This window comes from Silanimonas sp., assembly GCF_027531545.1.
In the GTDB taxonomy this organism is placed as follows: Bacteria; Pseudomonadota; Gammaproteobacteria; order Xanthomonadales; family Xanthomonadaceae; genus Silanimonas.
Window position 1 is genome coordinate 186,444 of sequence record NZ_JAPZSC010000016.1, and the last position, 20,202, is coordinate 206,645.

16 protein-coding genes and 1 tRNA gene are annotated in these 20,202 nt (G+C 70.1%); 12 read left to right on the top strand and 5 right to left on the bottom strand.

Annotation, left to right across the window (positions count from 1 at the left end; genetic code table 11):
* Window positions 1-34 precede the first annotated feature (34 nt).
* On the bottom strand, window positions 35-2,269 hold the full coding sequence (lptD, locus tag O9280_RS09825) for an LPS assembly protein LptD (RefSeq protein WP_298342480.1): 2,235 nt from the start codon (window positions 2,267-2,269) through the stop codon (window positions 35-37).
* 104 nt (window positions 2,270-2,373) lie between these two features.
* Between lptD and msrB the strand changes: the two genes are divergently transcribed.
* On the top strand, window positions 2,374-2,769 hold the full coding sequence (gene msrB, locus O9280_RS09830) for a peptide-methionine (R)-S-oxide reductase MsrB (protein ID WP_298341824.1): 396 nt from the start codon (window positions 2,374-2,376) through the stop codon (window positions 2,767-2,769).
* On the opposite strand, the gene O9280_RS09835 is transcribed toward msrB, so the two are convergent.
* The 3 genes from O9280_RS09835 to O9280_RS09845 are packed head-to-tail and all read right to left on the bottom strand — an operon-like array spanning window position 2,756 to window position 4,873.
* The gene (locus O9280_RS09835; RefSeq protein WP_298341827.1) at window positions 2,756-3,676 is read right to left on the bottom strand and encodes a histone deacetylase family protein; all 921 of its coding nucleotides are present in this window, start codon (window positions 3,674-3,676) and stop codon (window positions 2,756-2,758) included. The genes msrB and O9280_RS09835 overlap by 14 nt on opposite strands.
* Window positions 3,676-4,227 (bottom strand): cob(I)yrinic acid a,c-diamide adenosyltransferase, encoded by a 552-nt coding sequence (locus O9280_RS09840; protein ID WP_298341829.1) that lies wholly within the window; start codon window positions 4,225-4,227, stop codon window positions 3,676-3,678. Before O9280_RS09840 ends, O9280_RS09835 begins: the two co-directional genes overlap by 1 nt.
* Window positions 4,228-4,285: 58 nt before the next feature.
* Window positions 4,286-4,873: a hypothetical protein gene (locus tag O9280_RS09845; RefSeq protein WP_298341832.1), complete on the bottom strand. Its 588-nt coding sequence runs from the start codon at window positions 4,871-4,873 to the stop codon at window positions 4,286-4,288.
* Between the two features lie 108 nt (window positions 4,874-4,981).
* On the opposite strand from O9280_RS09845, the gene O9280_RS09850 reads away from it, so the two are divergent.
* The 3 genes from O9280_RS09850 to O9280_RS09860 are packed head-to-tail and all read left to right on the top strand — an operon-like array spanning window position 4,982 to window position 8,069.
* A complete protein-coding gene (locus O9280_RS09850; RefSeq protein ID WP_298341835.1) occupies window positions 4,982-6,226 on the top strand; it encodes an FAD-dependent monooxygenase in 1,245 nt (414 codons plus the stop codon).
* Complete coding sequence (locus O9280_RS09855; protein WP_298341838.1) at window positions 6,223-7,410, top strand: FAD-dependent oxidoreductase; 1,188 nt, start codon at window positions 6,223-6,225, stop codon at window positions 7,408-7,410. Before O9280_RS09850 ends, O9280_RS09855 begins: the two co-directional genes overlap by 4 nt.
* Window positions 7,407-8,069, top strand: coding sequence for a M24 family metallopeptidase (locus O9280_RS09860; RefSeq protein WP_298341841.1), 663 nt, complete (start codon window positions 7,407-7,409; stop codon window positions 8,067-8,069). Before O9280_RS09855 ends, O9280_RS09860 begins: the two co-directional genes overlap by 4 nt.
* 100 nt (window positions 8,070-8,169) lie before the next feature.
* Here the strand turns inward: O9280_RS09860 and O9280_RS09865 are convergent.
* Window positions 8,170-8,254, bottom strand: a tRNA-Leu gene (locus tag O9280_RS09865).
* 232 nt (window positions 8,255-8,486) lie between these two features.
* Here O9280_RS09865 and bcsD point away from each other — a divergent pair.
* Genes bcsD through O9280_RS09905 form a run of 8 tightly spaced genes read left to right on the top strand, consistent with a single transcriptional unit; the run spans window position 8,487 to window position 20,200 of the window.
* The gene (bcsD, locus tag O9280_RS09870; protein WP_298341844.1) at window positions 8,487-8,948 is read left to right on the top strand and encodes a cellulose biosynthesis protein BcsD; all 462 of its coding nucleotides are present in this window, start codon (window positions 8,487-8,489) and stop codon (window positions 8,946-8,948) included.
* Between the two features lie 18 nt (window positions 8,949-8,966).
* The gene (bcsP, locus tag O9280_RS09875) at window positions 8,967-9,590 is read left to right on the top strand and encodes a cellulose biosynthesis protein BcsP (RefSeq protein WP_298341847.1); all 624 of its coding nucleotides are present in this window, start codon (window positions 8,967-8,969) and stop codon (window positions 9,588-9,590) included.
* Window positions 9,587-10,345: a cellulose biosynthesis protein BcsQ gene (gene bcsQ, locus O9280_RS09880; protein WP_298341851.1), complete on the top strand. Its 759-nt coding sequence runs from the start codon at window positions 9,587-9,589 to the stop codon at window positions 10,343-10,345. Before bcsP ends, bcsQ begins: the two co-directional genes overlap by 4 nt.
* Complete coding sequence (gene bcsA, locus O9280_RS09885; protein WP_298341854.1) at window positions 10,342-12,582, top strand: UDP-forming cellulose synthase catalytic subunit; 2,241 nt, start codon at window positions 10,342-10,344, stop codon at window positions 12,580-12,582. The genes bcsQ and bcsA overlap by 4 nt, the downstream gene beginning before the upstream one ends.
* On the top strand, window positions 12,579-14,810 hold the full coding sequence (gene bcsB, locus O9280_RS09890; RefSeq protein ID WP_298341857.1) for a cellulose biosynthesis cyclic di-GMP-binding regulatory protein BcsB: 2,232 nt from the start codon (window positions 12,579-12,581) through the stop codon (window positions 14,808-14,810). Before bcsA ends, bcsB begins: the two co-directional genes overlap by 4 nt.
* Window position 14,811: 1 nt before the next feature.
* Window positions 14,812-15,921: a cellulose synthase complex periplasmic endoglucanase BcsZ gene (gene bcsZ, locus O9280_RS09895; protein WP_298341860.1), complete on the top strand. Its 1,110-nt coding sequence runs from the start codon at window positions 14,812-14,814 to the stop codon at window positions 15,919-15,921.
* The gene (locus O9280_RS09900; protein ID WP_298341863.1) at window positions 15,918-19,754 is read left to right on the top strand and encodes a cellulose synthase subunit BcsC-related outer membrane protein; all 3,837 of its coding nucleotides are present in this window, start codon (window positions 15,918-15,920) and stop codon (window positions 19,752-19,754) included. Before bcsZ ends, O9280_RS09900 begins: the two co-directional genes overlap by 4 nt.
* Window positions 19,754-20,200 carry a tetratricopeptide repeat protein gene (locus O9280_RS09905; RefSeq protein ID WP_298341866.1) on the top strand — a complete coding sequence of 149 codons (447 nt, stop codon included), beginning with the start codon at window positions 19,754-19,756 and terminating at the stop codon, window positions 20,198-20,200. The genes O9280_RS09900 and O9280_RS09905 overlap by 1 nt, the downstream gene beginning before the upstream one ends.
* Window positions 20,201-20,202: the final 2 nt, after the last annotated feature.

The window sequence follows — 20,202 nt, forward strand, 5'->3', positions numbered from 1 at the left end:
CTGGAACGGGCTCTGGCGCGCGGAAAGCGCTGGGTCAAGGCGAATAGCCGAGGATAGCATCGGACAACAACCGCTCTGAATCGCGGCCGAAGCTGCCGATGCCGTTCAGCTCGATTTCGAGGTAGACGCCGAGGTTGCGGTCGCCATTCAGGTCGCGGACGTAGTCGCGGGCCAGCACGCGCACCGCCACGCAGCAGCTCTGCCATTCGAGGCCGCCCAGCGCTTCCTGCGTGCGGCGATCGCGCAGGGACCAGGCCCAGCGGGCGACCGCCCGCCAGTTCGCGTTGATCGGCGCGGCGAAGCTCACGTCCGTCTGCTCGATCAGGTCCTTGCGGTAGCGGTAGCTGGCGTTCACCACGCCGCGCTCCGAGAAGCGCCACTGCGTCCGCACCGCCGACAGGTCGGTGCCGAATTCACCCGGGTTCCACTGCTGGGCGAGCGACACGCTCCACGCGTCGCTCACGCGCCAGTCGAGCTCGCCGACGTAGGCCGAGCCGTCGCTGGCCGGCGAGCGCTCGCCGGGGATGCTCACCCGTGGCGGGTCGAAGTAGTGGACACGGCCGAGGCTGGCGGACAGGCGCTCGCGGCCGTCGTCGGCGTCGAGCAGCCGGGTGGTGACGGCCAGCGTGGCCTGGTTGGCGTCGGTCTGGCGATCGGCGCCGGTGTAGCGGTTCTGGCGGAACAGGCCGGGCCAGCTGAAGGACAGCGGCTGGGTATCGAACAGCGGCAGGTCGTCCTGCACCCGGTAGGGCACGCGCAGGTAGTAGAGGCGCGGCTCCAGCGTCTGCACGTAGTCCCCGCCGAACAGCGTGGTCTCGCGCTCGAACAGCAAGCCAGCGTCGATGCTGCTGATCATGGTGCTGCGGTCCGGGCTGAGGTCCGTGCGCTGCGCCAGCACCCGCGGGTCGCGCTCGAGCGTGTAGCTGGTCTGGCGGACGGCGAATTCGGGGTTCACGAACCAGCTCGCGCCACCGAAGTTGAAGCGCACCGAAGGCTTCACGTCGATGCGCTGGCCGCCGGGCAGCTCGTCGTGCTGGAAGCGCACGGCTTCGGCGCTCACGCCGAGGTCCATCCACGGCAGCACCGGCTGCAGCCACTGGCCGCGAATTCGCGGCAGGCGCGCATAGGGTTCGCTGCCGGGCAGCACGGCCGGATTGGCGGCCTCCCAGCGTTCGAACGACACGCCGGTGGACCAGTAGCGGCCGCGGCCGTTCAGCGCGAGGCTGCTGTCGAGCAGGCTGAGCGTGTTCTGGCCGAAGTTGTCGCCGAGGTCGCGGAAGTACTCGCGGTCGCTGACGTCCTGCAGGTTCGCGGTGGCGTACCAGTTCGGCGACAGCGCGCTGAAGTGCTGCCAGCGGAAGAAACCGCGATCGTCGCCGGTGCGGTCGTCGTCGGCGAGGTAGGTGCCCTCGACCCGGCCGGCGATGGCCGCGCCGAGATAGCGGAACTCGCCGCCGAGCATCAGGCCGCGGCGCGACATCCAACGCGGCGTCAGCGTGGCATCCATGTTCGGCGCGAGGTTCAGGTAGATCGGCTGCTCGTAGTCGAAGCCGTTCTCGTCCTGCACGCCGACCTTCGGGGCCAGCAGGCCGGTGCGGCGTTCGCTGGTGGTCGGGAAGCTGATCCACGGCAGCCACAGCACCGGTACGTCGCCAAGGCGCAGGACCGCGCTCTGCGCGACGCCGCGCTTGGCTGCGTCATCGATCTCGATGGTCGAGGCCTCGAAGGCCCATTGCCGCTGCCCGGGCGGGCAGGTGGAGAACAGGGCGTCGGCCAGCGTGCTGCGTTCGCCCTCGCGCACGACGCTCGCGGCGGTGCCGTTGCCCATCGTGCCGTCGAGCAGCTGGAACTGGACGTCGCGCAGGCGGACGCGCTCGGCGGCGTTGTCGCCGTCGGCCGATGTCGCCGCGACGCGCAGGCGCTCGTCCTCGAAACGCAGCGGGCCCGGGCTCTCCCAGGTCTCATTCTCGTGGCGGTAGACCAGCGCGTCGGTGCCCACCCACTGGTCGGCGCGCATCAGTTCGACCCGGCCGCTGAAGGTCGTCACCTTCTCGCCGGAGACGTCCAGCGCGTCGGACTGCACCTGCGTGGCGCTGGTGCCGCGTTCGGCCGCGCCGGCCGTCGGGGCGCTGGTGCGCGCGCCTTCCAGCGTCATCGGGGCGCGGCACAGCACCCAGTCCGGGCTGGCCAGCGGCTCGGCGGCGCGTGCGGGCAGGGCCAGGGCGAGGCCCAGGGCGAGGGCCAGCGGGTGCAGGTTCGGTCGCGACACGGACAAGCCTCTCACTTCGTGACCCGTAAGCTTGACTCAAAACCGCTCCCAGCCGGGAGCCCCGCGCCGCGATCTGCGGCCCCGACGATGCCGGAGGACCCCCGATGACCGCGCCCGTCCGCAAAACCGAGGCCGAATGGCAGGCCGAGCTGAGCCCCGAGCAATACGCGATCTGCCGCTGCTCCGCGACCGAGCCGCCCTTCACCGGCGCGTTCTGGGACCACCATGCCGACGGCGTCTACGGCTGTGTCGCCTGCGGGGCGGCCCTGTTCGATTCCACGGTGAAGTACGACTCCGGCAGCGGCTGGCCGAGTTACTGGCAGCCGGTGGCGCGCGAAGCGGTGGCGCTGAGGGAGGACGGCTCCCACGGCATGCGTCGCACGGAGGTCTGCTGCGCTGCTTGCGATTCGCATCTGGGGCACGTGTTCCCGGATGGGCCGAAGCCCACGGGCTTGCGCTACTGCATCAACTCGGCGGCGCTGCGCTTCACGCCGCGGTGAGGCCGCGGAGGTGGGCCACGCTGCACTCGCGCAGCGCGGTGAGGCTGTAGCCGCCTTCCAGCACGGACACGAGCCGCCCGCGGCAGTGGCGGGCCGCCAGATCGGCCAGCTCCGCCGAGAGCCAGCGGTAGTCCTCGGCCGTCAGTTCGAGATCGGCGAGCGGGTCGAGGTGGTGGCCGTCGAAGCCGGCTGAAACGAGCAGCAGCTGCGGTCGGAAGGCCTCGAGCGCCGGCAGCAGCTTGGCGCGCCACGCATCGCGGAACACCGCGCTGCCCGCGCGCAGCGGCAGCGGCGCGTTGACCACGTTGCCCGCGCCGGTGTCGCTTTCCATGCCGGTGCCCGGATACAGCGGATGCTGGTGCGAGCTGAGGTACTGCACGCGCGGCTCGGCGGCAAAGATGGCCTCGGTGCCGTTGCCGTGGTGCACGTCGAAATCCACGACCGCCACCCGGGTCAGTCCGTGCGCGTGCACCGCGTGCGCGGCGCCGATGGCGATGCCATTGAGCAAGCAGAAGCCCATCGCCGTCTCGCGCGTGGCGTGATGGCCCGGAGGGCGCACGGCGCAGAACGCACGGGTCACTTCGCCAGCCATCACCGCATCGACCGCGGCCACCACCGCGCCGGCGGCGCGGCGCGCGGCTTCCGGCGAATCCGGCGACATCGCGGTGTCGGCATCGAGGCGCACGAGGGCCTCGCCGTCGAAGCGGGCGTCGAAGATCGCGTCGACCAGGGCCTTGGTATGCACGCGCTCGGCCGCTTCCCGGCTGGCCAGTGGCGCCTCGATCCACTCCAGCGGCTGGATGGCGGCGCGCAGGGCTTCCGTCACGGCCTGCAGGCGCGCCGGGCACTCCGGATGCCCCGGACCGGGCTGGTGGGCGAGGCAGGAGGGGTGCGTGTAAACGCGCATCAGCGCCGGCGGTCGTGGCGCCAGAGCACTTCGCCGTGGCCACTCTCGCGCGCCAGCACGCGGCACAGCACGAAGAGCAGGTCGGAGAGGCGGTTGAGGTAGCGGATCGCTTCCGGGCGCACGGCATCGTGGTGCGAGAGCGTCACGACCTCGCGCTCGGCGCGACGGCAGATGGTGCGGGCGAGGTGCGCCTGCGCCGCCGCCATGCCGCCACCGGGCAGGATGAAATCCTTCAACGGCGGCAGATCGGCGTTGAAACGGTCGAGCGTGTCCTCGAGCGCCTGGATGTCGGCGTCGAAAATGGCCGCGTGGCCGGGAATGCAGAGTTCGCCGCCGAGGTCGAACATCTGGTGCTGCACGGCGACCAGCACGTTGCGGATCGAATCGGGGATCTCGCAGGCCAGCACGATGCCGATCGTGCTGTTCGCTTCGTCGACGGTGCCGTAGGCGGTGACGCGGGCCGAATCCTTCGACACGCGGGCGCCGTCACCGAGGCCGGTGCTGCCGTCGTCGCCGGTGCGGGTGTAGATCTTGGAGAGGCGATTGCCCACGCGGGGTTCCTGTCGTCGGAGGGGCCGACAGTGTCGACCCCTGCGCGTGGCGATGGCGTCAGTCGGCCTTCACCGCCGCGCCCGGCAGGCGGGCGAGCAATGGCTGCACGGCGAGGTGCATGGCGCCGATGACCGCAACCCACGCGAACGCGACCTGTGCGTAGGGGAGCAGCCAGTCGCTCCAGTTCTTGGCCCAGCCGGCGAGGGTGGGCTCGGCCACGCTGCTGCTGAACCAGTAGAAGCCGCCCTGCGCCAGCAGGTGGCAGGCGGCGGTGCCGACGGCCAGCGCCAGCACGAGGCGGCCGAGCAGCGCCCAGCGCGGCGCGAGGCCGGCCGAGGCGGCCCACTGGCCGGCCGCCATCATCGCGGCGTGCGCCGGCAGCAGGAACCAGTAGCCCGGGGAGACGCAGTAGTGCGACCAGAAATTCACGCCGGTCGCGGAGATGACGACGTAGTCAACGACCACGGCCAGCGCCATCAGGGCCGGGAAGGCCCAGCGCTGGTGGCCCGTGAGGTAGACGCCGGAGGCGAAGAACACCGCCCACGAGGCATCCGGGATGGCGCCGAAGTGATGGGCGCGCGTGGCGGCCATGAGCAGGGCGAGGGCAGCGAACACCGCGAGAGCGGGGCGGACGGCAAGGCGCATGGAGGGTGATCGGCAGCGGAAGCGAAGGCCGAGAGTCTAGCCGATGCCTCGGCCGCCGTGACCGGCCGACGACCTACTGATCGAGGGGGGCGCGTATTCTTGCGCGCCATGGAGATCCGAGATTTCGACGTGGTGGTGGTCGGCGGTGGCCTCGTCGGTTGCAGCCTCGCGTGTGCCTTGGCGCCGCTCGGGCTGGCCGTGGGCCTCGTGGATGCCGGCAGTGGTCCGACGCCGCTCGCGGCGGACCCGCGCAAGCTGGCCTTGGCGGCCGCCAGCCTGAACGCCCTGGGCCGGCTGGGCGTGCTCGCTCGCCTTGCCACGCCCCCGACGCCCATCGAGCGCCTGCAGGTCAGCCGTGAGGGCGATTTCGGCGTGCTGAACGTGGCTGCACATGATGTTGGCCGCGCTGCCTTCGGCGGTGTTGTCTTGGCGGGCGATCTCGGGTCGGCACTGCTGCAGGCCGTGGGCGCGCTGCCGGACCTCGTGTCGGTGCGTGGCACAGCCACGGCGGCCGGGATGGCCGACGATGGCCGTCGCATGCTCGACGTCCGCGGGGGCATTGATGACCCCGGAACCACCGCTGCGGCGTCCGCGCAGCGCTGGCGGGCTCGGCTGGTGGTGGCGGCCGATGGCAGCCACTCGCCGCTCCGCGTTTCCGCGGGCATCGATGTCGACACGCACGACTACGGGCAGACCCTGATCGTCACTTCGGTGCGCATGGGGGCCGCGACCCCGGGCACGGCTTACGAACGTCTGACGTCGACCGGCCCCTGCGCCCTGCTGCCGATGGCCGGCGGGCGCCATGGCGCCTTGATGGGCGTGGCCACCGACGAGGCGGACGCCGTGATGGCTCTCGATGATCGCGCCTTCGCCGAGGCGTTCCAGCGCCGCGCCGGCTGGCGTGCCGGCGCCGTGCGCGAGGTCGGTTCGCGCAGCGCCTGGCCGCTGCGCCGGCTGGTCGCGAAAGCGTTGGTGGCCGAGCGCTTGGTGCTGGTCGGCAATGCCGCGCAGACCATCCATCCGATCGGCGCGCAGGGCTTCAACCTCGGCTTGCGCGATGCGCTGAGCCTCGTCGACGTGCTGGCCGAGGCGCGAGCGTGCGGCACCGCGGATGCCGGTGCCGCGGCGGTGCTGTCGGCTTATGAGGATCACCGCCGTATCGACCGCGCCGAGACGCTGGCCTTCAGCGACGGTCTCGCGCGCGCCACCGCGAGTGACTCGCCCCTGCATCGCCTCGGACGCAGCCTCGGGTTCGCCGCGATGAGCCTCGATGCCGGGCTGCGTGCGGGCTTCGTCGCCGGCGCCATGGGCTTCCGCGGCCGCGTGCCGACGCTGGCGAGGGACGCCGCATGAGCGCCTCGATCGAACGTCGCCGCCTCGATGCCGTCGTGGTCGGCGCGGGCATCGTCGGCAGCGCGTTGGCGCTGGGTTTGAAGCGCCGCGGCCTCGATGTCGCAGTGGTCGAGTCGACGCCACCGGCCGCATGGCGCGCCGTCGCGCCGGACCTGCGCGTCTACGCCATCGCGCCCGACAGCGAGGCTCTGCTTGCCGCGCTCGAGGTCTGGCCGGCCGTGCGTGCTGCACGCGCCCAGCCCTACGCGGCGATGCAGGTCTGGGATGCCGGCGGTGGCGCGCCCTTGCGCTTCGACGCGGCGGCGCTGGGCGTGCCGCGCCTTGGCCACATCGTCGAGCACGGGCTGCTGGTCGATCGCCTGCAGGCGGCGCTGGCCGCCGCGGGCGTGCCGATCCTCGATGCCGCCGTCGAAAGCCTCGAGCCCGGCGACGACGAGGTGACCCTCCGCTTGTCCGGCGCGCGCCGCATCCGCGCCTCGTGGGTGTTCGGCGCGGACGGCGCGGCCTCCGCGGTGCGCGGGCTGGCCGGCATCGATGTCGATGCCCGCGACTACGGTGCGAAAGGGCTCGTCGCCTACCTGCGCACCGAGCGTCCGCACGAGGCCACGTGCTGGCAGCGCTTCCTGCCGACGGGGCCGCTGGCCCTGCTGCCCTGCGCGGACGGCCGCGTGTCGATCGTCTGGTCGCTGCCGCAGGCCGAGGCCGATCGCCTCACCGCCGTGCCCGAGGCGCAGTTCAATGCCGAGATCACGCGCGCGTCGGATCGTGTGCTGGGTGATCTCGCGCTCGATTCGACGCGCATCGCCTTCCCGCTGAAGCGCCAGCTCGCCAGCCGCCCGCGTGACGGGCGCATCGCCCTGCTCGGTGACGCCGCGCACGCCGTGCATCCGCTGGCCGGGCAGGGCGTGAACCTCGGGTTGCGCGACGTCGGCGAGTTGCTGGCGGGCGTCGATGAGTCGCTTTCGCGGCGCCGTGCGCCGGTTTCGGAAACGATGCTGGCGCGCTGGGCGCGACGTCGCCACAGCGAGAACGTCGTGTCGGCGCGGGCGTTCGAAGCCATCCACGACGTCTACTCGAATGCGGTCCTGCCGGCCGTCGCCCTGCGTGGCTGGGCGCTGGCGGCAGGCAACCTGCCACCGCTCAACCGCCTGCTCTGGGGCCATGCCGCGGGAGGCGCGCGATGAGCGCCGAAGCCCACGAGCGCACCGGGGCCAGTTATCGCCGCGAGGCCCTGTTGCACGCGCAGGCCAAGACCTGGGAGGCCGTCAACGCCATCGGCCGCGGCGTTCGTCCCGGCATGCGCGAGAGCGAGGCCAAGGCCCTTGCTGGCGAGGTGCTGGCTTCGTTGGGCTACCAGCGGCGCTGGCACCCCGACATCGTCCGCATCGGCCCGAACACGCGGCTGATGTGGAAGGAGCGCTCGCCGGTCGATGCGGTGCTCGGCGAGAACGACCTCTTCTTCGTCGACCTCGGCGCGGTGTGGGATGGCCATGAGGGCGATGCCGGCACCACCTTCGTGGTCGGCGACGATGAAACGATGCGCGCCTGCGCCGAGGCTTGCCGCGAACTTTGGGATCGCGTCGCCGCGGCATGGCGCGAGTTGCGCCCGACTGGGCGCGAGCTTTACGCCTTCGCGAAGCGCGAGGCTACGGCGATGGGCTGGGAGTTCAACCACGAAGTGAAAGGGCATCGCGTTGGCGATTTCCCGCACGCGATCCACAAGGCGCCGGACCTCGGTGCGGTCGGCCACGAGCCGGGCGATGCGCTGTGGATCCTCGAGATCCAGATCCGCCATCCGGAGCGGCCGATCGGCGCGTTCCACGAGGACCTGCTGGCGCGCTGAGCGCGGCCGATGCGTCGTCGTAATCCGGGAATCATGCGCCGCGATCCATGCTGACCTGCAGGCAATAAAAAACCCGCCTTCCGGCGGGTCTTTTGCGATCTGGTGCCCAGGAGAGGACTCGAACCTCCACGGTTTTACCCGCTAGTACCTGAAACTAGTGCGTCTACCAATTCCGCCACCTGGGCAGGCGTCGACCGCCACTGGGACGACCGAGCCCGGAACTTTAGAGGGCCGCCTTCGCCCTGTCAACTTGTCCGGCGCGCTGCACGTGGCTGGCAAAACACGCGCTTTGACTCGGGTGCGTCATGCCCGCGTGAGTCCGGCTTGATAGAATCGTGACGGAACGCGCGGTTCGACATCGTCATCGCGTCTCGAGAAGCGCCCGTACCGGGCAGGCATTGAAGGGGCAGGGCGACGATGGATGCCACATTGGAGGACTGTTTTCGCGCGCAGCAGCTTTCCGCGCAGTGGGCCTTCGCCTTGCCCGCGCTGGCCGAGGCCATGGCGGGTTCCGCGAACGAGCGCGAACTCAAGGCCCTGTTCCGTCAGGCGGGCCAATCAATGGGCGAGGCGGCGGTCGACGCCATGCCGGACGTCGACACGATTTCCGACCTCGAAGCGTCCCTGAACACGTTCTGGCAGGTCCGTCGGTGGGGGCGCGTGGCCCTCGACGAGCGGAAAGGCCACATGGAGATCGTCCATTACGCGGCACCGCTGACTGCCGCCTTCGGCGAGGCATCGCTGGTCTGGACCTGCGGTCTGCTGGAGGGCTTCTACGAAGCGGTGCTGCATGCCTTGGGTGCGGGCGACGGTCTCGCCGTCGTTGCCGAATCGAGTGATGCGGAAGGGCTCGTCCTGCGCTTCCGTTTCGGTCGTTGATCGACGGAGGATCAGGACATGGTGAAGAAAGCAGGCGGCGACATCGAAGGGTTGTTCCGGAGCTTCGGCAGCGACAGCGGCTCGTATCGCGAACTCGCCCGGGAAGCGGATGCCCGCGATGCGCAGCAGCGCTGGCCGATGCTCGGGGAAATCGCCCCTGAAGCCGGCGTCCGCCCCGATGCGCTGGATGCCGCCAGCAAGCGCCAATGGCGCGAGCGCGGCGAAGGCGACGCCGAGTCGCCGCTGTCTCCGCCGCAGGCTTCGGCGGAGGGCCGACGCCTGATGGGCGGGCTCGACCACCTGTTGCAGCGGGGTAGTGCTCCCCAGGTCGATCCAGCGGACGCTCCGGCCCCCAGGGCCTGGGGCGCGGCCAAGCCCCAGACCCAGACCCAGACCCAGCCTCAGCCCCCCGTCCCGGTCGAAGAGCCGCGGTCGTCCGCTGGCGCGTCGCGCTCGGTCCGCAAAGGAGAGTCGCAGCGGCTCGACCTGCGGGGAAAAACCGGCTTGTTCGGTGGCGTCGATCGCGGCGACAAGGCCGGCGAAGAAGCGCCGCGGAACGCGCTTTCCGGGCTGTTCTCGAGGCTCGAAGGCGAAGGACGCGGCACGAAGCCGCTCGTGCCGGGGCGGTTGCGCAAGCGATGAGCGTGGTCGTTGTCGCATCGATGAAGGGGGGCGTCGGCAAGACGACGACCACGGCGAACGTCGCCTTCGCCCTCTCCCGCCTCGGTCGCCCGGTGATGGTGGTCGATCTTGATCCGCAGAACTCGCTCTTCCTACACTTCGGCCTCGACGGGTCGAATCGCGATGGCCTGGCGGTCGCCGCGCTGGACGGCAGGCCATGGCATGCGCCGGCCCTGGTGTCGGACTCTGGCGTGCTCTGCCTGCCCTACGGGCTCCTTCGCGGCGAACAGGTGGCCCGCTTCGAGCGGCCCTTGAACGAGAACCCGCGAGCGCTCGGCGAGGCCCTGCGCGCCGCCTGCGCCGCCGAGCCCGAGGCCATCGTCCTCATCGACACGCCGCCTGGGCCCTCGCCCTATCTGAAGGCGGCTTTCGAGTGCGCCGACCTTGCCCTACTCGTGTTGCTTGCCGACGGCGGCTCGTACGCCACCATCCCGGCCATGGAGGCCTGGGTGGACGAGTGGCAGTCGCAGCGGCCGGGCCTCCGCGCCGCGTACGTGCTCAACCAGACCGACGCATCCTCCCCGTTGGCCCGCGACATCGCCGAAGTGTTGAGGCAGCGGCTGGCCCATCGACTGCTGCCGGTGGGCATCCACCGTGACGAAGCCATCGGCGAAGCGCTGGCCGTCCAGCAATCGGTGATCGAGTACGACCCGCACTGCCGGGCGTCGCTGGACTTCCGGCAGCTCGCCGCAGCCGTGGCGCGCGAGTGCCCATGAGCGACCTGCGCGGCCGACTGCGCGGGCTGGTGCACGACCTTGCCGAGGGCGAGCGCTCCCGCCTGAATCCGCGCTACGTCTACGGTCGGCTCAACGACTGGGGGCGGCGCGTCGTCGACGCGCGCGTGTGGGAGTCGCGCCTGCTGCGCCAGGTGGCCGGTGCGCTCTGCGTGGTGCTTGCGGTTCTGATCGTCATCGTTCCCTTCGACCTCACCGAGCAGTTGCTGTTCTCCGCGGTCTTCCTCGTCGTGTCGCTCTACCTGCGACGCTTCGTCGGGACGCTGGTGACGCTTCTGTTGATCGGCCTGTCGATGCTGGCATCGACGCGCTACCTCTACTGGCGGTTCACCGAGACCCTGGCGGTGGAGTCCAGCCTCGACCTGTTCCTCGGAACGGGACTCCTGCTCGCGGAGGTCTACGCGTGGCTGGTGCTGATGATCGGTTTCGTGCAGACCATATGGCCGCTGCGCCGGAAGCCTGTGCCGATGCCGGACGATGTGTCCACCTGGCCTTCGGTGGCCATCCTCATCCCCAGCTACAACGAACCGCTGTCGGTCGTTCGCCCCACGGTGATGGCGGCGCTGGCACAGGACTGGCCGCGCGACCGCCTCAAGGTCTACATCCTCGATGACGGGCGCCGCGAGGAGTTCCGGGAGTTCGCCGAGCTGGTGGGGGTCACCCACATCACGCGCGACAACAACCGGCATGCGAAGGCCGGCAACATCAACCAGGCGCTCCCCAAGACGGAAGGCGAGCTTGTCGCCATCTTCGACTGCGACCACATCCCCAATCGCAGTTTCCTGCAGATGACCGTCGGGCAGTTCCTGGTCGATCCGAAGCTGGCGATGGTGCAGACACCGCATCATTTCCTCTCGCCCGATCCGTTCGAGCGCAACCTCGGCGTCTTCCGTGCGATGCCCAACGAGGGCGCCCTGTTCTACGGGTTGGTGCAGGACGGCAACGACCTCTGGAACGCGACCTTCTTCTGCGGCTCCTGCGCGATCCTCCGGCGCGACATGCTGCTGGAGGTGGGGGGCATCGCCGTCGAGACCGTGACGGAAGACGCGCACACCGCCCTGAAGCTGCATCGGCGCGGCTACAACACCGCCTACATCGGCATCACGCAGGCTGCGGGCCTCGCCACGGAGAGCCTCTCCGCCCACGTCGGGCAGCGCATCCGCTGGGCGCGCGGCATGGCGCAGATCTTCCGCATCGACAATCCGCTGCTGGGGCGGGGCCTCAACCTCGCCCAGCGGCTCTGCTACATCAACGCGATGCTGCACTTCTTCTACGGCCTGCCGCGACTGGTGTTCCTCACCTCGCCGCTGGCCTATTTCTTCCTCGAGGCGCACATCATCGCCGCGCCCTCGGTGCTCATCGCCGCCTATGCCCTGCCGCACCTGATCCACGCGAACATCGCCAACTCGCGGATGCAGGGCAAGCACCGTCACAGCTTCTGGGCCGAGGTCTACGAAACGGCGCTGGCCTGGTACATCTTCGTGCCCACCTCGCTGGCCGTCATCAACCCCAAGCTGGGCACCTTCAACGTCACCGCGAAAGGCGGCGTGGTCGAGCGCGACTACTTCGACTGGAAGATCGCGACGCCCTACGTGGCCCTCCTTGCGCTGAACCTCATCGGGCTCATCGTCGGCCTGGGTCGCCTGTTCATCTGGAACACGCATGAAGCGGGCACGGTGATCCTCAACCTGCTCTGGACGCTCTACAACCTGATGATGCTCGGCGCGACCCTCGGCGTCGCTTTCGAGACGCGGCAGATCCGGCGGTCGTGGCGTGTGCGCAGCCGCCTGCCGGCGATGGTGCAGCTTCCGAACGGCCGCACCATTGCCTGCGAGACCGAGGATTACTCGGAAGGTGGCGTGGCGCTCGCGCTGGGCCGTGAGATGGCCTTGCCGCTGGGAACCGAAGTGACGCTGACCCTCTACCGCGGTGACCGTGCCTATCCGTTCCCGGTCAAGGTGGTCTACAGCAAGGGGGAGGCCTTGCGGCTGCAGTTCCACGAGCTGTCGCTGGACGACTACCGCGCGCTCGTGGCGGCGACCTTCTCGCGCGGCGACGCGTGGCAGGAGTGGCTGCCGCAGGAAGAAACCGATCGTCCGCTGCGAGGCTTGGTGGAGATCTTCAAATTCAGCATCGAAGGCATGCGGCGTTTCGCTGAAAGCGCACTGCTGGCCTGGCGCCTGCGACAGGCGCGCCCCCGCTTCAAGGAGCTCATGTGATCCGATTCCCGGCGATCTTCCTGCTCGCGTGCCTCTGCGCGAGCAACCTTCCCGCCCAAGCGCCGGCCGCGGCCCCGCCCGCCGCCGAAGCGCCCGCTCCGGCGACGCCGGCGAACCGCGTGCTTCGCCTCGGCTTCAAGGAGCTCGGTGCTAGCGGGCCGCTCATGCTTCGTGGCGTGGAGGGTTCGATCGGCCTACCGTTCTCCATCCGTTCGGACGAAGTCGTCGTCGGGGCCAAGCTCCGCATGGACTACCAGTATTCGCCGTCCCTGCTGGAAGAGCTCAGCCACCTCGTCGTCACCCTCAACGACGAGGTCGCCGCCACCATCGCGCTCCCGAAGGGGCAGGGCATGGGCAATCGGCGCGAGATCGATCTCGATCCGCGCCTGTTCATCGACCACAACAAGCTCGCGTTCCGCCTGATCGGCCACTACACCTACCGCTGCGAGGACCCGACGCACTCGTCGCTGTGGCTTAGCCTCGCGCAGTCCGGTTCGCTCGAGCTCACGCTGGCGCCCCTGGCCTTGGCCAACGACCTGCGCTTGCTGCCCAACCCCTTCTTCGACCCGCGTGACCAGGGCGCCTTGCGCCTGCCCTTCGTGTTCGAGGAGACGCCGTCGCCGGGCATGATGAAGGCGGCAGGCATCGTCGCGTCGTGGTTCGGCGGCCAGGCGAGCTACCGCGGCGCGAGCTTCCCGGTCCGCCTAGAGGGCTTGCCGGCCGGCCACGCCGTGCTCTTCCGTCGTCGTCCGTCGCCGGCGGGCGAGGCGGGGCCGGCCATCGAAGTGCAGGCGCACCCCTCGGTGCCGGGGGCGAAGCTGCTGATCCTCTCGGGCGCCGATGACGAAGCCTTGCAGCGCGCGGCCCGCGCCCTCGTCTTCTCGAATGGCGCCTTCAGCGGTCCTCGCGTCGTGATCACCAGCGAGAACCTCCCCGCGCCGCGCGAGCCCTACGACGCACCGGCATGGCTGCCCGTGGATCGGCCGGTGCGGTTCGGCGAGGTGATGGCGCTCCAGGACATGCAGGTCAGGGGCTATTACCCGGACGTCATCCGGATGAACTTCCGCGTCGCCCCCGACCTGTTCACCTGGCGCAGCGAAGGCGTGCCGATCGATTTGAAGTACCGTTTCACGCGGCTGCCGTTCAACAAGAATTCCAGCCTGAACATCAGCCTCAACAACAATTTCATCCATGCCCTCGCCCTGAACGACCCCGAGCGTCGCGAGGAGGAGCAGGAGAAGCTGCGGTTGCCCGTGTTGGACGAGAACCTCGCGCTGCGCGAGGACGTCCTGTTCGTCCCGCCCTACCAGGTGGGCGGCCGGAACCAGATGCAGTTCCACTTCTACTTCGACATCCACAAGCAGGGTGAATGCCGGGATTCCATCCCCGACAACATGCGCGCGATGGTCGATCCGGAGTCGACCATCGACTTCAGCAGCTTCCCGCATTACGTGGCGCTGCCGAACCTCGCCTATTTCGCCAACATCGGCTTCCCTTTCACCCGCCTCGCGGATCTTTCCGAGACCGCGATCGTCATGCCGTCCTCGCCGGCCGCCGCCGAAGTGCAGATGTACCTCGACCTCATGGGGCGCATGGGTGAGGCCACGGGCTATCCCGGTTTCCGCCACGCGCTGACCACCGCGGACGCGGTCGAGGAGCATGCCGACAAGGACTTCATCCTGATCGGCAGCCACACGAGCCAACCGCTGTTCGGCCGTTGGGCCGAGCACCTCGCGCTCGTCGAGCAGCAGGGCGTGCGGCGCCTGCGCGATCCTGACAAGTTCCTGCGTTCCACCTATCGCTGGGAGGAAAAGGACGTGCAGGAGCGCCCCGACCCGCTTGGGGATGTCAGCTTCACCGGAGGTGGTGCGCTGGCGGCGGCGATCGCCTTCGAATCACCGCTGAAATCGGGCCGCAGTGCGATCGCCTTCTATGCGGACCAACCGCGACACCTCGGTTCGATCAGCCAAGCGCTCAATGATCCGGCACGCATCTCGAAGTTCCAGGGCGACTGGGTGATCGTGCGCGGTGATCGCGTCGGCCACTACCAGGTGGCGGAGACCTACTACAGCGGCTCGCTGCCCTGGCTGCTGAAGCTGCGCTGGTGGTTCACCGAGAACCCCATCCTGTTGGGCGTGCTCTCCATCCTGCTCGCGCTGCTGGCGGCCATCCTGGCCTACCGCAGCCTGCGTCGTCTCGCGGCGCGCCGCCTGGCGACGAAGAAGTAACGTGCGGCGACTGCTCCTGAAAGCGGCATTGGGCCTGCTGGCAACGGCGGGTCCCGCGCTGCTGTGCGCGGCGGAGCCAGCAGGGGACTGGCCGGCGTTTGCCCGCGACTTCATCCAGGCGGATGGCCGAGTCATCGACCACGAGGCGGAGGCCATCAGCACCTCGGAGGGACAGGCTTACGCGCTGTTCTTCGCTCTCGTGGCGGGTGATCGTGCCCGCTTCGAGACGGTGCTGCGCTGGGCCGAGGACAACCTCGCGCAGGGCCGGCTGGAGGACCGGGCGATGGCCTGGAAGTGGGGCCGCGATGACCAGGGCCAGTGGCGCGTCCTCGACGCGAATGCCGCCAGCGACGCCGACCTCTGGATGGCCTACACGCTTTACGAAGCCGCGCGGCGCTGGCAGGTGCCGGCATGGCGTCTGAAGGCGGATGCGATGCAGGCCCACGTCGCCCGCGATCTCGTGACACGCGTGGGCGGCCGGACGACCTTGCTGCCGGGTCCTGAAGGATTCGCCCTGCCGGGCGGCGGTGTGCGGGTGAACCCCAGCTACCTGCCGCTGTTCGTCCTGCGTGGGTTGGCGCGCGAAGCGCCGCAGGGGCCGTGGCGGTCCTTGGCTGAAGGGCTGCCGGAGATGCTGGCGGCCTCGCCCGCGAAGGTCGCGCCGGACTGGCTCCATGTGGCGCCCGCTTCCGGCTATTCGTTGGCTGCGGAGTTCCCGGTCGGGAGTTACGACGCCATCCGTGTCTACCTTTGGGCGGGCATGACGCACTCCGATGACCCGGCACGGGAGGCCGTGCTCCGGGCGCTCGCGGGCATGACGGCCTGCGTGGATGCCGCAGGGCGCGTCGCCGAGCGCATCGATGCCACCCGCGGCACCTGCACGGGCACCGCCGACGCCGGGTTTTCCTGGGCCGTGCTGCCCTTCCTGATGGCGCGGGACGACCTCGCGCAGGCCCAGCGGGCACGTGCCGCCGCGGCCATTTCGCCCGTGGGCAAGCGTTACTATCCGCGGTCTTTGGAACAGTTCGCAGCGGGTTGGATGGCGGGGCGGTTCCGGTTCGCGGCTGACGGCCGTCTGCTGCTGGCTGAGGATTCGGAATGCGAACGATGAACGCCCTTTCGCTGGCGATCGCCTTGGTCTTCGGATCGGCCGTGATGGCCGCGGACGACGTCGCCGTGCGTCAGCTGGTCGATCAAGCCCAGTATTGGGAGAAGAAGGGCGACGACGAGCGCGCCGCGCAGGCCTGGCAGAAACTGCTGCGCGCCGACCCGCTGAACGCCACGGCGCAAGCCGGGATGGCGCGCCTCAATGCCCGCCGCGGCGGCGTGCTGCAGCCCCTCGTTGACGATGTGCCAGGCGCGCGCGATCGCGCAGCGTCTGCCGCGCCGCGCGCGGCAACGCCCCCGTCGCGCTCGCCGGAAGGCACGGCCACGCGCCCGCAGGCCTATGCCGGTCTCACCGGCTCCACCGAGGGTTGGGCCGCAGCGCGTGCCAGCCTCGAGGTCCTGGCGCGACAGAATCCCGACGACGCCGCGGTGCGCTTCGAACTCGCGAAAGTGCTGACCTATCGCGAGGGCGCGCGGCCCGAAGGCCTGCGGATGCTCCAGGCCTTGGCGCAGGCGAAGCCGGATGACGCCGCGATCCGCGATGCGTGGCGGCAGGCGCTCACCTGGTTGGGCAACCGCGCGTCGGACCGGGCACTCATCGAGGCCTATCTCGCGAAGCACCCGGGCGACCAGTCGCTGCGGGAACGCCTGCGTGCGCCTGCGACGGGCGCGCGCGGCAGCGCGACGTCACTCTCCCGTTTGGCGGGATTCGCGGCCTTGGATCGCGGTGACCACGAGAAGGCGGAAGCCGCGTTCCGCGCGGCCTTGCAATCCCGTCCCAATGATGCGGAAGCGCTGGGCGGGCTCGGGGTGATCTTCCTTCGCCGCGAGGACTTCCCCGAAGCCGCGCGCCTGCTGGACCGTGCCGTCGCCGCCGGCGGTGGTCAATGGCGCGACGCCGCGCGAAGCGCCCGGTATTGGCGGGACGTCGAAGCGGCCAGGGCCGCGCGCCTCGCGGGTCGGCGCGACGAGGCGGCGCGACTCGCCCAAGCGGCCGCGCGAGCCGATGCTTCGGAGCCCGAGGCCGCGGTGCTGCTGGCGGATATCCAGGCTGAACGCGGCCAGGCGGCGTTGGCGGAGCGCGCGTATCGCGCGGTGTTGGCGCGCCACCCCACGCACGAGGGCGCGTTCCGTGGGCTGCTCGCCATTCTGGCGAACACGGGGCGCATCGCGGAGATGCAGACGCTTGTCGCGGAGATGCAGGGGAAGGCGGGTGGCGATGGGGCGAGTGGCCAAGCGCGCGCCGTTCTCATGCTGCGCGAAAGCGAGGTGCTGGCCGCTGCCGGTGATGACGCCGGCGCCGCCGCGCTGCTCGAGGATGCGCTGGTGCGCGATCCGGGCAGCCAGCCCATCCGCGTCGCATTGGCGCGGGTGTATCAGCGCCTGGGGCGCGCGCAGGCGGCTGTCGGCCTGCTCGGCTCCGCTTTGGATGCCGATGCCCAGTGGCAGGACGGATGGTTCGCCAAGGCGCAGGCGCTGGCCGCGCAGAAGCGTTGGCTCGAAGCCCTGTTCGCCATGGAGAACATCCCCTTCGGCGAGCGCGATGATGCGATGGCCGCCGAGCAGAACCGCTTCTGGGTCAACGCCCGGGCCGAGCGCGCCGTGGCGCTCGCCGGGGATGGTCAAGCCGGTGAGGGGCTCACGCTGTTGATGGAAGCCGAGCGACGGGCTGAAGGGAACCCGGGCGCGATGGCCGCGGTGGCCTCGGCATGGGTCGACCTGGGCCAGCCCGCGCGCGGCATCGCGATGGCGCGGCGCCTGGTGTCCGCCTCGCCAACGCCTGACATCGGACTGCAGACGACCTACGCCGGCCTGCTGCTTCGGGCCGGTGAAACGGACGAGGCCGCCCTCATCCTCGAACACCTGTCCGGGCAATCGCTCAGCGATGGCCAGATCAACGATCTGAACGCATTGATCCGCGCCTACACGCTGCGACAGGCCGATATTCTTCGCGAGGAGGGCCGCTATGCGGAGGCCTTCGACGTCCTGCGCCCGTTGATGCAGCAGGGGCCCGACACCGCGCTCACCATGGCCTTGGCCCGGCTGTATCTGAGTGCCGGCGACAGGGAGGAAGCGCAGGCGCTGGCGGAATCCGTCTTGAAGGCCGAGCCCCGCTCGCTCGAGCACCGCCTGTTCGTCGCGGGCATGAGCATCAGTGCGAGGGACTGGCCGGCGGCGGAGCGGCACCTCGCGGTGGCGAGCCAGATTTCACCCGGCCATCCACGCGTGTTGACGATGCAGGGGCGGCTTGCCAAGGCGCGAGGCGATCGGGCCGGCGCGACGGCGCTGTTCGAGCAGGCGCTGGCCGCGGAGGGCACGCGGGCCGGCATCACGCCCGGCGGTGGCTTGATGTCGCTGCGCCTTGTGGAATCGGAAGGCAGCGTCGGCTGGCCCGGTGGTGGACGTGCCGCTCCCTCGCCATCGATCCCCGCGAGACCCCGCCTTCTGCCGATGCCGGGTCAGGCCGCTCCGGTGGGCACGCTGCCTCCGTCGAGCCGCGGCCTGTCGCTGCCGCGCGCGACGTCGGACGCGACGCGCCGCACCGCGTCGCCCTTGCGCCGTGCCGCCGCCGTGGCCTCCCGCGAGACGCGGTTGCCTTCCCTGCCGCGGTCCACGGCATCGGCCTCGTCCGATCCCGCCACCGAGGCCGAGCGCGAGTTGGCCCAGCTTGAGGCCGAGCGTTCCCCGAAAGTGGAAGCGGGCATCGACATCGGTGGTCGCAGCGGGGAAACCGGCCTCGGCCAGCTCGACCACACCGCGCTGACGGTGCAGGGCCATTGGCCGACGACCTGGGGCGGCACCTTAAGTGCCTCGCTGACTGCCGTCGATATCGATGCCGGTCCTTTTGACACCCGTGACATCTTTGCCTCGCCGCGTTTCGGCACCAATGCCCTCGGGGCCTTCCTCGCCGCGCCGCCGCCGGCGCCCCTCACAACCGACAGCGGCCTCGCCGCGGCCTTCGCCTATCGCGACGAAACGCTCGCCTTCGATGCCGGTGTCACGCCGGTCGGCTTTGTGCTCGGGCGAGCGGTGGGCGGCCTGAGCCTCTTCAGCGACGCGGGTGATTGGCGGCTGCAGGGCACCGTCGAACGCCGCGCCGTCACCGACAGCCTGCTGTCCTGGGGGGGTATTCGCGATCCACAATCGCTGCGGCGCTGGGGTGCGGTGACGCGCAACGGCGCGCGATTCTCCGCAGCCTCGGGAAACGAGCAAACCGGTGTGTACGGCGCCCTGGGCATGTACCAGCTCGAGGGTCGCCTGGTCGCCCGCAACAATGCGACGGAGTTGGGCGTCGGCGCGTACATGCGGCTCTGGGATGACGGCGCGTCGAGCGCCACGCTCGGTGTCCATTTCGAGACGCAGGCTTATGAGAAGAACCTCTCCCGATTCACCTTCGGGCATGGCGGCTACTTCAGCCCCCAGCGCTTCGTCAGCCTCAGCTTCCCGTTCACCGCCAGCGGCCAGCGCGGCGACCTGAGCTACCAGTGGGGAGCGGAGGTCGGCGTCCGCAACATCCGTCAGGATTCGGCGCCGTTTTTCCCGAACGACCCCGCGCTGCAATTCGAGTGGGAGCGACGCTTGTCGACGCCCGGCTTGGGCGCTTTCTCCGCTCGGCATCCGGGCTCGAACGAGCGCGGCTTCGGCTACGGAATGCATGGCGCCTTCGAGTACCGCGTGATGTCCGATCTTTCCGTGGGCGGGCGCTTCTTCTGGGACGACAGCCGCGACTTCAGCCGATATGGCGGATTGCTTTACTTGCGTTACGGCCTGCAGGGCTTGCCGTTGCCGGCGGCGCCGCCCAGGCCCTTGCAGCCGATTGAGAAAGGGGTGCCCTGATGCATCGTAGTCTTCGAGCCCTCGGCGCACTGATGCTGGGGATTTCCGCGATGGCGGGGCCTTCGTTGACGGTGGCGCAGGACGCCGGGCTGGCGCGCGAGCAGTTCGCCCAAGGGGAACACGATGCCGCTGCGGCAGCGTGGGAAGCGCGCCTCGAGGTCAACCCCTTCGACCCCGCCGATCTGAACAACCTGGCGGTGGCCAAGGCGGCCCGCGGGGACTACCAGGCCGCGCGCGAACTGCTGCAACGTGCGGTGCGCCTCGCGCCCGGGCGCGAGGACATCGCAGCGAACCTGGCGCGTCTGACCGACTGGATGGACCGCCAGCGCGACGGCATCGCACCGCCGGGCGCCCATCCCGCCCTGCAGCAGCCCGGCGCGCGCGTCGTGCCGCCCGAGCCGCCGGCGCCGTGGCCTCGTCGCGCCGCCGCCGGTGGACGGGGCTGACG